The organism is Streptomyces himalayensis subsp. himalayensis, assembly GCF_013778455.1.
Classification (GTDB): domain Bacteria; phylum Actinomycetota; class Actinomycetes; order Streptomycetales; family Streptomycetaceae; genus Streptomyces; species Streptomyces himalayensis.
This window is the reverse complement of sequence record NZ_JACEHE010000038.1, coordinates 28,764-40,787: the sequence shown is the minus strand read 5'-3', so window position 1 is coordinate 40,787 and position 12,024 is coordinate 28,764. Positions and strand designations below refer to the sequence as shown.

Sequence of the window (12,024 nt, the reverse complement as noted above, 5' to 3'; positions counted from 1 at the left end):
CCTGGGCGGGTTGCCCCGTCGACCCTGTGGGAGCTCCGCTCAGGGGCTCCCACAGGGCTATGTGTATTGCCCGTGGCCGACCGGGTCCGCGTGGTCGTACGCCTGGCGCTCGGCGATTCCCGCCCCCTCGGGCCGCCGGGCGCGGCTCAGCCCAGATAACCCATCCGGCGGCTGATCTCCTCCGCGCCCTTGATCAGCACGGGAGCGAGCTCGTGGATGCGCTCCTCGGTGAAGCGGTACGCGGGGCCGGAGGCGCTGAGCGCGGCGATGACCTCGCCGTCGCGGGACCGGATCGGGGCCGCCAAGGCGTGCAGGCCGATCTCCAGCTCCTCCAGCGTCACCGCGTACCCGCGCTCCCGCGCCTCGGTGAGGTTCTTCTCCAGCTTCGTCCTGGCCGTCAGGGTGTGTGGCGTCAGCTTCTGCAGCCCGGACGCCGCGAGCACGTCGGCGCGCTCCTTCTCCGGCAGATGGGCCAGCAGGATCTTGCCGCAACGGGGCAGCGGCACCCGACCCTTCAGGTCCAGCCCGGTCAGCCGCAGGCCGCCCGCAGCTCCCGGCGCAGGAGGAACTTCTGGACCTTGCCGCTTGCGTTGCGCGGGAATTCGTGCACTTGGTGAAGTTCCTCGGGCCACTTCTGGCGGGCGAGGCCGACGTGTTCAAGGTGGGCGCGCACGTCCTCGAGCGTGGGCATGGCGTGGCCGGATCGGAGCGCGAGAAATGCGGCGGCGTGCTCGCCGAGCCGCTTGTCGGGGGCTGCAACCACCGCGGCCTCGGCGACGGCGGGCATGCCGAGCAGCGCCTCTTCGACCTCCAGGGCGGAGATGTTCTCTCCGCCGCGGATGATCACATCTGACTTGCGGTCCGCGATGGTGAGGTAGCCCTCCTCGTCCAGCTTCCCGATGTCGCCTGTGTGGTACCAGCCTTCGTCGTCGAACACGGACGCCGTCAGGCCCGGGTCGGTGTAGCCGAGGCACAGGTCCGGCCCCCGGGTCAGGATCTCGCCGTCCTTGGCGAGCCGGAGCTCCACGCCCAACAGCGGTTCCCCATCGGTGTACAGCCGCTTGTCCTCGGGCGCGATCGGCAACGACCCGGTGACGGACGGGTGCTCGGTACTGCCGTACGAGCGGTGCGCCGTGAGGCCGAGCCCGGCCAGCCGACGGGTCACGCCGACCGGGACGGCGGCGCCGCCGAGGCCGACGTACTTCATCTTCGGCAGGTGTTCGGGACGCCAGTCGGGGTGGTCCAGCAGGCTGCTGACGTAGTACGGCGAGCCGCCGCCGAAGGTCAGTCCGTCGTCGGCCATCAGCCGCAGTATCCGGGCCGGGTCCCAGGCGTCGACGAGGTTGACCGGCGCACCGTCCAGGACGGGAACGAGGAACGCGGTGAGCATCCCGATGAAGTGGCCCACGGGCGCGGCGGTGATCCAGTCGCCTCGGTCCGAGGGGTAGCGCCGGACGAGTTGGCGGGATTCAAAGCCGAGCGTCTGGTGACTGTGCACCACGCCTTTCGGGTCGCGCGTGGTGCCGGAGGTGAAGGCGATCAGCGCCGCACCGGCCGGTTCCGCGGGGAGCGTTCCGGGCATCGGCTCGGCCGCGAGCAGGGCGTCGAAGTCCCGCCCCACCACGCCGACGACCGGCACGTCGGCCACCAGGTCCGGCTGGTGCTCCAGATGGCCGAACCGCTCCGGTCCGACGAAGACCTTCGGTTCGGTGGCCGCCAGGATGTGGCCGAGTTCCTTGCGGCCGTAGAAGTGCACGACGGGCACCACCACCGCGCCCAGCAGGGCCGAGGCCCAGAAGACGGCCGCGGCCTCCATCCAGTTCGGCAGCTGGAAGACCACGATGTCCCCGGGGCCGACGCCGCGTTCGGCGAGCCCTGCGGCCAGCCGGCGCGCGACCAGTTCGACGTCGGCGAAGGTGCCCGACCACGGGCGCACCGCAGAGTGGACGTGGAATCCGGCGTCGGGGGCGGCGGCGAGGCCGCGTGCGACCAGGTCGCCGAGCGTTTCCCGGGTCCACCACCCTTCCGCCTCGTAGCGCTTGACCAGATCGGCCGGGATGGTGCGTAGCCAAGCCGGTCCGTCCTGGGCGGACCCCGCTGCCGTCGATGCTGTCTGCGCCTGGCCGACCATGTTTCCTCCCTTACTTGAAGTCGCTCATGCTCTTGCCGACGTCCTTCAGGGTCGCGGGCCTGCCGTAGGGACCAGTGAGCTTGTACGCCTTCGCGCCGCAGCGGTACGCGCCGCGATCGGGTTTGAAGTCGGCGGGCTTCCAGCCGTCCGGGGTGGCCTTCTCGACGTTGAAGCAGTTCACCGGGGCGTCCTGCACGGAGAGGTCGAGGGGCGCCTGCAAACCGCCACCCGTCCACGCGGTCTCCTTGCGGGCCGCCTCGTACAGGCACTTGCGGGTGAGCGCGTCCCCGCAGGACGCGGCCGACTTGGCGAACAGCAGCCACGCGGAGAACGCCTTCACCGCCGGCATCGTCACCTGCGCCTCCGGCGCGTATTTGGCGAACAGGTCGATGACCTGCTTCGTCGCGGGGTTGGCGGCGGCCTTCTCGAGGGGGAAGGTGCCCATGAGGTCGGCGAGGTTGTTCTGGGTCGCCAGGACCTCAGGACCAGCGAGCTTCAGGAAGGCGGGGCCGTAGGCGTTGTTGTTGGCGTCGATCCAGTCGAGCTTGTAGTCCATGTCGGTCAGCGCCTGCTCGAGCTTCGCGAGCGAGCCGAAGTCGCCCATGAAGATCAGGCCTTTGACGCCTTTGTTCTTGATCGCCTGGGCGTAGGGCGTCCAGTTGGAGACGCCTTGTGCCGGGTAGAGGTCGGTGTAGGTGATCGTCCCGCCGAAGGCCTTGAGGGTCTCCACGCGCTGGTCGAGGGACATCTTGGTGACCGGGCTGTCGCCGGCGATGATGCCCAGGTCGCCGGCCGAGCCCGGGTAGGCCTCCGTGACAGCCCAGTGCAGCATGCCCGCGTTGCGGAAATAGGACGGGCCGCCGGGCTGGACGGAGACCTGGAGGTCGGAGCCTTCGTTCTGGCGCTGGACCACCTGGGCGGCGAAGTCGGGCATCAGGCAGGACAGCCGTTCCTTGACGCCCAGCCCGTCCAGGGCAGCGCTGCCGCCGACGAGCGCGAAGTCGTCGCGGCAGGCCTCGATGACGCGCTGGCGGACCTCCACCAACTTGGTGTCGCGGACGGTCGGGACGAGCTGGCGGCCGTGGATGCCTCCGGCGTCGTTGCACCATTCGGTGAACACCTTGGCGGCGTTCGGGAATTCGGGGTTCTTGGTGAAGCCGACGTCGGACAGGACGCCGACCTGGATCTCCTTGTCGGTGACGCCCTTGGCTGGTGCGCCGGTCGGGTCGCCCGGCCCGCACACGTTCTTCAGATCCCCGAAGTCGGCGGACGGGGCCGCCCCGGGCGCGGTGGCCGGCCTTCCTTCGCCGTCGGTACCACCGGAGCTGTCACGGCCGCATCCGGCCGTCAACAATGCGGTGGTCACCAAAACAGCGGCGATGGTTCCGTGGGCTCTCACGGGCTGCCTCCTCGGTGCTGTCGGCCGGCGTCGGGTCGTCGGCGTGATCTCCTTGGCGGAACGGCGGTACATGGGGGACGGGACGGTGGATCAGACGCCCAGAAGCGCGAAGCTGTCGTGCCAGGCGACGGCGCGGCCGAGGCGATCGGTGAGGTGTTCGATGATGGGGCGGTCGACAGCGCGGGTGATGGCCCACAGGAAGAACCCGTACGGCAGGTGCGCGCGGTAGGCCCACCAGGCCTCGTCGCGGGTGGGTGGAGTGCCGCCGTGGGCGGCGAGCCGGTCGAGGTAGTGGTCGAGCAGTTCGCGTTCGCTGTGGGCGCGTTCGTCGGGGTCGAGGACGGCGGCGACGTGATAGGCGACGTCGAGGGCCCAGACGCCGTGCTGGACGACCTGCCAGTCGATGAGGCCGGGGTCGCCGTCGGCGGTCTCGTACACGTTGCCGGTGTGCAGGTCGCCGTGCACCAGGCACCGCGGGTGGGCGCCGTCGAGCCTGGCGAGGGCCGCCATCGCGGCGAGCAGCCGGTCGGCACGGCGCAGGTTTGACGGGACGCCCGGGGCCCGGCCGTCGTCGAGCTGGAGTTGCAGCTGTTCGGCGCCCATGTGTCGGGCGAGTGAGGGGATGCGGGGCGGGAAGGCGTTCGCCAGGTCTGCCTTCATGCCGCCCCAGGTCGCGGCATGCAAGGCGGCGAGCTGGTCGAGGGTTCCGGCCGCCTGCTCGGTGCGAAAGCCCACCAGCGGGTCGCCGAATCGCGCTCCGGCCGCGGTGAGGTCGTGCATCATCACCAGCGGGTGGCCGGTTTCGTCGTCGACGGCGGCGTGTACGCACGGCGGCGTACGCACCGGCAGATTCGCCGAGAGCAGTCGGTAGAAGTCGGCCTCGGCAGGCGTCGTGCGGCGCCGGCTGACCGGGTTGAGGTATCCCTTGGCGCACAGGGCGGACGGCGCGTCGGCCGCCTCGTCGGCGTACTCGACGCGGAACCGCAGCTTGGTGGCGACGGTCTCCAGGCGATCGGTCACCTCCACCCTGGCGACCGCGGCGCCGGGATGGCGTTCCGCGAGAACCGCCGTCAGCCACTCGGGGGACAGGACGACGGCTTCGTCGTGCGGCGCGGGGCCGCCCGGGAAACTCATGGCAGGTCCGCCCCTACGGTGAGGTCGAGCATCCGACAGGAGCGTTGCAGGAATGGGTTCGCGCGCTCGTCGGCATTGGGCAGCTTCATCGACCGGCGGGTGTGCAGACCGAGCAGGCCGGCCTTGAGGCCGGCGAACACCTCGTGCCAGTGCAGGCTCTCTACCTGACGTCCGGTCAGTTCCTGCCACCGATCGAGGGTTTCCTGCCGTGTGCCGAGCCCGTCGAGTCGTGCCACACCGTGCTCGACGCTGTGGATGTCGTCGAAGAGCAGCCACCAGCCCAGGTCGGCCATCGGACCGGCCAAGGACGCCTGTTCCCAGTCCATGACGCCGACGACGTGGAAATCGTCGCCGAACATCATGTTGCCGATGCGGGCGTCGCCCCACGACAGTCCGGGAAAGGCGGTGGGCGGTCGGTGGGCCGTCAGCCAGTCGAGGAGCGCGTGCACGGCCTCGGGGATGTCGTCGCCGAGCGCCCAGGTCGCGAACCGGCTCCAGTAGGCGAGTTGTTGCTCGTCCCCGGTGGCGCCGTGGTCGGGACGGTCCACGAAGGGCACCTCCGCCACCGGCACACGGTGGATGGCAGCCAACTGCCGCATGGCGCTGTCCCACAGGACCCGGCGCTGGGCGGGCGTCGCCTCGGCCAGCCATCCGGACGCGTTGTAGACGGGCATGCTCACCGGCACACGGCCGCGCATGCGGCGCATGAGATAGAACGGCCGGCCGAGGACCGCGGGGTCGTCTTCGTACCACAGGGCTTCGGGGACTCGCACCGAGCCGAGGCGGCGCAGCGCGGTCAGGGTGTCGTACTGGAGCCGGAACCGCGGTTCGAGGAACATCTGGTGTTCGCGCGCGGGCGCGACACGCAGAACGAGTTCGTCGACGTGATCGCCGGTTCGGGCCTCGAAGAGGATCGTCTCGTTGGAGACGCCGGCGCCCTGCGGATAGAACATCCCGGTGACGTCGACGTCCGCGACGCCGAGACGGGCGGCCAGCCACGGTCGCAGCGCGGCGGTCGCGGCGTCCAGGTCGCGGCCTTTGGCGAAGACGGGTGCGTCGCTCATTCCTGCTGCCCCTTTCCGGGTCCGGATTCGCCGCCCCAGGAGGACAGGCAGAACGACCACAGCTGTTCGGCGATGTCCTCGATCGGCTCCTTCGCGGTGGCGAACGCGTAGTGGTGGTAGACCGACATCACCAGCTTCATCACGAACCACGCGTCCGCGGCTGGGTCGTTCGGGCGCAACATCCCCAGGTCGGCGGCCTCCCGCAGCTCCCGCTCGACCAGGTCTGCGAAGTGCTGGTTGGCCTGGACCATCTCGTCGGGGAAGAGCTGGTAAAGGCGCCAGTGCTCGGCGGTGATGAACTGGGGCCCGGAATGGTCTTCGGCGCGTAGCGAGTCGAGTGTGCCGGTGATGTAGAAGCGCAGGCGCGCGACCGGGTCCGGGAGCTGCCGCGCGGCGGCCTCGATCTGCGCGCCCTGTTCGGCGATCACATCCTCGACGACGGCCAGCAGGATCTGGTCCTTGCTCGTGAAGTGCCGGTAGATGGTCTGCAGCGCGAGCCCGGCCTCTTTCGTCAGGTCCTGGGTCGTGAAGGAGGTGCCCTTTTCCTGGATCAGGCGATAGGCCGCGCGCGTGATCGCAGTCATCTGCTGCGCGCTGCGGGCCCGCGACCGTTGTACGGCGGGCGAGCGGTCGGTTGCACGGTCGGCCTTCATACGGCGGCACCTCCTCGCAGCGGAGTGAGCACGACGATCGGAATGACCCGATCGGTACGCGTCTGGTACGCCTCGTAGTTGGGCCAATAGCCGACCACGGTCTTCCACAGGCGCGCCCGCTCCGCCTCCGACGCGGTGCGCGCGACGACCGGGATGTGTGCGGCCTTCACCTGGATCTCGGCCTGCGGGCGCGCCAGGAGGTTCAGGTACCACGACGGGTGTTTCGGCGCGCCGCCGGTGGACGCGACGACGAGGTAGTCGTCGCCGTCGCGTCCGAAGATGAGGGCTCTGGTCCGGGGCAGGCCGGTCGTGCGCCCCGTGGTGCTCAGCAGAAGGATCGGCACGCCGTTCCATTCGTAGCCGACCTCGCCGTCAGTCTCCTGGTAGCGAGCCACGTGTTCGGCGCCGACCAGGGACAAGTCCGGTGGCCGGTAGCCGGATTCGGTCATGGTCGTCGTGCCTTTCGTGTCGAAGTGCTTGAGGTTCCCGAGGCGCTCTGGGCCGTCATCCGAACACCACCGGGATTTCGGTGGCCCCCCGTTCGTACAGGCCGATGAACCGGGGTGGTTCGGCGTCCGGGTCGAGGCGCAGGTTCGGCAGCCGGTCGAGGAGCGCACCGATTCCGATGCGCATCTCGGCGCGGGCGACGTGCATGCCCAGGCACACATGCGCGCCCCCGCCGAACGCGAACGACGGCCGCAGTCTCCGGGAGATGTCGAACTCGTCCGGGCGCTCCCAGCGCGCCGGATCGCGGTTGGCCGCGCCCACGCACAGGTGCAGGACGGACCCTTCCGGAAGGCGCACCCCGTGGAAGTCGACGTCCCGGGTGACGTAGCGTGAGAACATCGGGTCGGTCGGCATCCAGCGCAACGCCTCTTCGATCGCCGGGCGCAGCAGAGAGCGATCCTCGCGTACCGCCTCGAGCACCTCCGGCCGTTGCAGCAGCGCGGTGAGCGTGATGCCCATCTGCTTCCACGTGGTGCCGGATCCCGCGGTCAGCAGCAAGAGTGCGAACGAGTAGATCTCGGCATCGGTGAGCCGGTGCGCGACGCCGTCCTCGTCGGTCATCTCCGCCTCGACCAGGACGCTGATCAGATCGTCCCGGGGCGACTCCCGGCGAGCCGCGACGATGGGCCGGAGGATCTCCACGATCGCCGCGGGGTTCCTGAGCGCCGCGCGGATGTCCAATGCCTTCTCGACCGGCACACCGAAGCTGCCGGTGATGGTGAGGACCGGGATCGCGGCGCAGAAATCCACATTCAGCTCGGCTCGCCCGGCGTCGGCGAAGCCGTGGATGAGCAGATCGACGGTGCGCTCGATCCAGTTGCGTATCCACCATCCGGCCTTGCCAGGTACGAAGGACGGCTGGACCAGGGCCCGGTAGCGCCGGTGTCGGCGGCCCCCCAGCGCGATCATGCTGTTGCTGACCGCGAGTGAGCCGTTGCCGGGGTCGACCGGGGTGAGGGAGGCGGCGAAGACCTCGGCGTCGCGGTACGCGGCGTCGCAGGCGGCGTAGGTGAACGCGGAGAAGTGCGGTCGGTCGAGGTGCGGCAGGCCCTGGAAGTTCGCCGGTCCGTCGTATCCGGTCAGTTCGTGCACCGTTCCCGGGTGCACGGCGGCCTGTTCCCGCAACCGGTGCCAGACGGGGTAGGGGTCTCCCTCGTACCCGCCGCCGACTTCCGCGAGGTAGGAGCCGCGGAGGTCGAACAGTTCGCGGACGCGGTCGCGGTCGAGTTGCTCGGTCGTGGTCATGGGTTCACCTCGCCGTGTAGCCGCCGTCGACCGGCAGCATGACGCCGGTGACGTTGGCGGCCTTGTCGGACACCAGATAGACCGCGGCCTTGGCACAGTCCTCGGCGGTGATCGCCCGGCCGAGCGGGTGGGTCGCCGCGATTCGCTCAGCCGTCTGGGTCAGGACCTCGGAGTCGGCGTCGAGGCCGCCGGCGGCCATGAAGTTCGTGTAGGGCATGCCGGCAGGGCAGATGGCGTTGGCCCGGATACCGAACGGCGCGCCTTCGATGGCGACCGCTCGGGTGAGCTGGTGGACGGCCCCCTTGGTTGCTCCGTAAACCGAACCGCCCCAGGCGACCAGGCCCGCGACGGAGCCGGTGTTGAGGATGACTCCGCCGCCCTGGCGTTTGAACTGGATCATGGCGTGCTTGCAGCCGAAGAACACGCCGCCGAGGTTGACCGTGACCAAGCGTTGGAAGTCCTCAGCGGTGTGTTCCTCCAGCGTCGCGCCGAGGCGCGGCGTGGGGATACCCACGTTGTTGAAGAGGATGTCGAGCCCGCCGAAATGCTCTACCGCCGCGGTCACAAGGGCCGCGACGTCGTCCTCGCGGGAGACGTCGCACGCGATGGCCACGGCGGTGCCGCCGGCCTTGCTGATCCGACGAGCGGTCTCTTCGGCCTTCTGAACGTCGATGTCGGCGCAGACGACGCGAGCGCCCTCTTCGGCGAAACGCAGCGCCGACGCTGCGCCGACACCTGATCCGGCGCCGGTGACGATGGCGGTCTTTCCGCCGAGCAACACGCGGCTCACCTCCCTTCCTCTTCGGCTGCGGGTCTTGCGGCGGAGGATCGTGCGATGGCCGACCCGCCCGCGGTGTGTCCGTTGGTCGTGGGTGCGTGGGTGGTCAAACGCAGTGCCTGGGTCGGGCAGCCCTCCACGGCGGTGCGTACCGCGTCGAGGGGGTCGCCGTGGTCGTGGACGACGGCTTTGGCTTCGTCGTCGTGGGTGAAGGTGTCCGGGGCGTACAGGACGCAGATGCCGCTGCCGAGGCATCTGTCCCGGTCGACGGTGACGGTCCAGGCCGGCACGTCGGGCCTACGCGAGGACGGGCGGTTCGGCCGGCGTGAACCGGTAGAGCCGCTCGGCGTTGCCGCGCAGGATCTTGTACTGCGTCTCCGCGGGCAGGTGGTCGATGCGGCTCTTGACGGTCTGGATGCAGTCGGGCCAGGTCGAGTCGGAGTGCGGGTAGTCGGTCTCGCACATGATGTTGTCCTCGCCGATCTCGTCGATGCTGGCGATGCCGTGCACGTCGTCGATGAAGCAGCCGAAGACGTGGTCACGGAACGTGGCGCGGACGTCGAGGGTGTCGAGGTCGACCGCGTCGCTCCCGGCGTGGTCGCCGAACTTCATGCCGCGCTTGACCCAGTGGCGCTGCTTGTCCAGGACCTGCTCGGCGCGCTCGAGGAAGTACGGCATCCAGCCGATCTCGCCTTCCGACAGCGCGATCTTCAGCTTGGGGTAGCGCTGGAACATGCCGCTGAACAACCACGACAGCATCGCCCCGGAGGTGCGTGTGGCCCCCCATGCGAGATTGGCCAGGAACGGCGCGTCGGGCGCGATCTGCGGCACCCGTGAGGAGGAGCCGACGTGCATCGACACGACCATCTCCAGGTCGTTCGCGGCGGCCATCACCGGATCCCAGTAGCGGGCCGCGTCGTGGATGGTGGGCAGGCCGAGCGGCGCGGGGTTCTCGGAGAACGCGAACGAGGTGGCGCCCTTGGCCGCGCAGCGCTCGAGTTCCTTGGCCGCGAGCGGCGGGTCCCACAGCGGGATGAGGACGAGGGGTATGTAGCGGCCGGGCGCGGCGCCGCACCATTCCTCGATCATCCAGTCGTTGTAGGCCTGGAGACACACGAAGCCGAACTCGCGGTCGCCGGCCTCCATGAACAGCTGCCCGCAGAAGCGGGTGACCGTGGGGAAGCACAGTGAGGCGAGGATCCCGGCCCTGTTCATGTCCTCGATCCGGGCGGTCGGGTCGTAGCAGCCGGGGCGCATCTCGCTGTAGGGCAGCGGCTCGGGGCTGAACTCCTCCTTCGACTTTCCTACGACGGCGCTCAGGCCGGAGCTGGGGTAGCGCTTGCCGTCGTAGACCCAGAAGTCCAGGCCGTTGTCGTCGAACTCCATGTGCGGGGCACGGTCGCGATCGGCCTTCGAGACGCGGTCGACCCACAGGTGAGGGGGCTCCAGAACATGGTCGTCGACTGAGATCAGCCAGTCGAGTGAGAGATCGGTGGACACGTCGGCTCCTCTGCGTCGGGACGAACTCATCGGGTTTACGTCGGGACGAAGTCATCGGGACGAACTCATCGGGTTTACGTCGGGACGAAGTCATCGGGACGAACTCGTCGCAGTTCCCGTTGGCACGAGGTCATCGGAGTTCGCCGATCACCAGGTGCTTGACCTCCTGGAAGGCGCGGATGCCGTCGGGCCCGCGCTCGCGGCCGAGGCCGCTCTGCTTGTAGCCGCCGCCGGGCGCGTACGCGCTGAACAGGGCGGTGTTGACGTTGACAGCGCCGGTACGCAGCCGGCGGGCAAGGGCGGTGGCCGTCGCGGTGTCGGCACCGTACACCTGGCCGGACAGGCCGTAGGGGCTGTCGTTGGCAATGCGGACGGCGTCGTCGAGATCCCGGTAGCCCAGCACGGCGATGACGGGGCCGAAGATCTCTTCCTGGGCCGCGGGGTTGTCGTTGTCGGGCAGGTCGAGGACCGTCGGTTCGAAGTAGTGGCCGCGCTCCAGCCCGCTCGGGCGGCCGCCCCCGTGGGCCACCCGGCCGCCGTGCGCGACGGCCAGGGAGACGAACCGCTCGCAGCGTTCGTGCTGGGCGGAGCTGATGACCGGCCCCATGGTGGTCTCCGGGTCGGTGGGAGAGCCGACGGTGAGGGACGCGTAGGCCCGGGTGACCGCCTCCACGACCTCCTCTTTGCGGTCGTGCGGTACGAGCATGCGGGTGGCCGCGACGCATGCCTGCCCGGCGGTGGCGGCGACGACGGCGACCGCACCGGCGGCCGCCCTGCCCACAGCGTCGTCGAGGTAGATCTGGGCGGACTTGCCGCCGAGTTCGAGGGCGACCCGCTTCACCGTCGGGGCGGCCTGCGCGAGGATCTGTCGGCCGACCGTGGTGGAGCCGGTGAACGAGACCATGTCGACGGCCGGGTGGCTGGTGAGCAGTTCGGCGCCGGCCGCTCCGGCCTCCACCACGACGCTCAGCACGCCCGGCGGCAGCCCGGCCGCGTCCGCCGCAGCGCCGAAGATCAGCGAGGAGATCGGGGTCAGCGGACTGGGCCGCAGGATCACGGAGTTGCCGGACATCAACGCCGGGACGATCTTCTGGAGCGCCATCACGATCGCCCCGTTGTACGGTGTGATCGCGGTGACCACCCCGACCGGCTCGTGACGCCGCATGCTCAAGGCGACCCGGCCCCGCACCAGTTCGTCGACCGGCACAGGGTTCGCCTCCTCGTGCGGCATCGACAGGTACAGGTCGATCGCGCCGCGCGCCACCGCCAGTCCGCCGCCTAACTGCGACCGTTCGGCGAACGCCGTGGGCTGCCCTGCCTCGGCGACCATCGTGGCGACCAGCGCCGCCCGCGAGTCCTCCACGTGGTCGAGGAAGGCGTGCAGGACCCGGGCGCGGTCGCCGGGAGGCATGTCCGCCCATACGCCCCGGTCGAAGCTGTCGCGCGCTTCGGTCACCGCGCGTTCGATCTCGGACAGCGGCGTGACGAAGACGTCGGCCACGTGCGATTCATCGGCCGGGTTCTCGACGGCGAGGACTTCCTCACCCTCGACCCACTTTCCGGCCACGTACGAGCGCCGTTCCGGGATGATCGCACCCACGGGGCACGCCCCT

General features: G+C 69.8%; 11 protein-coding genes and 1 pseudogene. All 12 read right to left on the bottom strand.

All coding sequences use genetic code 11. The features are described from left to right. Window positions 1-146: 146 nt before the first annotated feature. Window positions 147-488 (bottom strand): annotated as a pseudogene (locus H1D24_RS36370) (IclR family transcriptional regulator); the annotation flags it as partial. Window positions 489-529: 41 nt separating this feature from the next. Beyond that, complete coding sequence (locus H1D24_RS36365; protein ID WP_181661998.1) at window positions 530-2,131, bottom strand: AMP-binding protein; 1,602 nt, start codon at window positions 2,129-2,131, stop codon at window positions 530-532. A gap of 10 nt (window positions 2,132-2,141) precedes the next feature. Next, on the bottom strand, window positions 2,142-3,530 hold the full coding sequence (locus tag H1D24_RS36360) for an ABC transporter substrate-binding protein (protein ID WP_309484576.1): 1,389 nt from the start codon (window positions 3,528-3,530) through the stop codon (window positions 2,142-2,144). A gap of 90 nt (window positions 3,531-3,620) precedes the next feature. Continuing rightward, window positions 3,621-4,664 carry a phosphotransferase gene (locus H1D24_RS36355; protein ID WP_181661996.1) on the bottom strand — a complete coding sequence of 348 codons (1,044 nt, stop codon included), beginning with the start codon at window positions 4,662-4,664 and terminating at the stop codon, window positions 3,621-3,623. After that, the gene (locus tag H1D24_RS36350) at window positions 4,661-5,728 is read right to left on the bottom strand and encodes a phosphotransferase family protein (RefSeq protein ID WP_181661995.1); all 1,068 of its coding nucleotides are present in this window, start codon (window positions 5,726-5,728) and stop codon (window positions 4,661-4,663) included. Before H1D24_RS36350 ends, H1D24_RS36355 begins: the two co-directional genes overlap by 4 nt. Beyond that, window positions 5,725-6,381: a TetR/AcrR family transcriptional regulator gene (locus H1D24_RS36345; protein WP_181661994.1), complete on the bottom strand. Its 657-nt coding sequence runs from the start codon at window positions 6,379-6,381 to the stop codon at window positions 5,725-5,727. The genes H1D24_RS36350 and H1D24_RS36345 overlap by 4 nt, the downstream gene beginning before the upstream one ends. Beyond that, entirely contained in the window at window positions 6,378-6,830 is a 453-nt protein-coding gene (locus tag H1D24_RS36340) for a nitroreductase family deazaflavin-dependent oxidoreductase (RefSeq protein ID WP_181661993.1), read from the bottom strand. The genes H1D24_RS36345 and H1D24_RS36340 overlap by 4 nt, the downstream gene beginning before the upstream one ends. Before the next feature lie 55 nt (window positions 6,831-6,885). Then, a complete protein-coding gene (locus H1D24_RS36335) occupies window positions 6,886-8,133 on the bottom strand; it encodes a cytochrome P450 (protein WP_181661992.1) in 1,248 nt (415 codons plus the stop codon). 4 nt (window positions 8,134-8,137) lie between these two features. Then, window positions 8,138-8,923 (bottom strand): SDR family NAD(P)-dependent oxidoreductase, encoded by a 786-nt coding sequence (locus tag H1D24_RS36330; protein ID WP_181661991.1) that lies wholly within the window; start codon window positions 8,921-8,923, stop codon window positions 8,138-8,140. Next, complete coding sequence (locus tag H1D24_RS36325) at window positions 8,920-9,201, bottom strand: ferredoxin (RefSeq protein WP_181661990.1); 282 nt, start codon at window positions 9,199-9,201, stop codon at window positions 8,920-8,922. The genes H1D24_RS36330 and H1D24_RS36325 overlap by 4 nt, the downstream gene beginning before the upstream one ends. A 7-nt stretch (window positions 9,202-9,208) precedes the next feature. Next, the gene (locus H1D24_RS36320) at window positions 9,209-10,411 is read right to left on the bottom strand and encodes an amidohydrolase family protein (protein WP_309484575.1); all 1,203 of its coding nucleotides are present in this window, start codon (window positions 10,409-10,411) and stop codon (window positions 9,209-9,211) included. Window positions 10,412-10,541: 130 nt separating this feature from the next. Further along, the gene (locus H1D24_RS36315; protein ID WP_181661988.1) at window positions 10,542-12,011 is read right to left on the bottom strand and encodes an aldehyde dehydrogenase family protein; all 1,470 of its coding nucleotides are present in this window, start codon (window positions 12,009-12,011) and stop codon (window positions 10,542-10,544) included. Between the last annotated feature and the right edge of the window lie 13 nt (window positions 12,012-12,024).

Coding starts and splice junctions, on each gene's coding strand:
- H1D24_RS36365 (WP_181661998.1), bottom strand. CDS start 2,131: ATGGTCGGCCAGGCGCAGACAGCATCGACGGCAGCGGGGTCCGCCCAG.
- H1D24_RS36355 (WP_181661996.1), bottom strand. CDS start 4,664: ATGAGTTTCCCGGGCGGCCCCGCGCCGCACGACGAAGCCGTCGTCCTG.
- H1D24_RS36350 (WP_181661995.1), bottom strand. CDS start 5,728: ATGAGCGACGCACCCGTCTTCGCCAAAGGCCGCGACCTGGACGCCGCG.
- H1D24_RS36345 (WP_181661994.1), bottom strand. CDS start 6,381: ATGAAGGCCGACCGTGCAACCGACCGCTCGCCCGCCGTACAACGGTCG.
- H1D24_RS36340 (WP_181661993.1), bottom strand. CDS start 6,830: ATGACCGAATCCGGCTACCGGCCACCGGACTTGTCCCTGGTCGGCGCC.
- H1D24_RS36335 (WP_181661992.1), bottom strand. CDS start 8,133: ATGACCACGACCGAGCAACTCGACCGCGACCGCGTCCGCGAACTGTTC.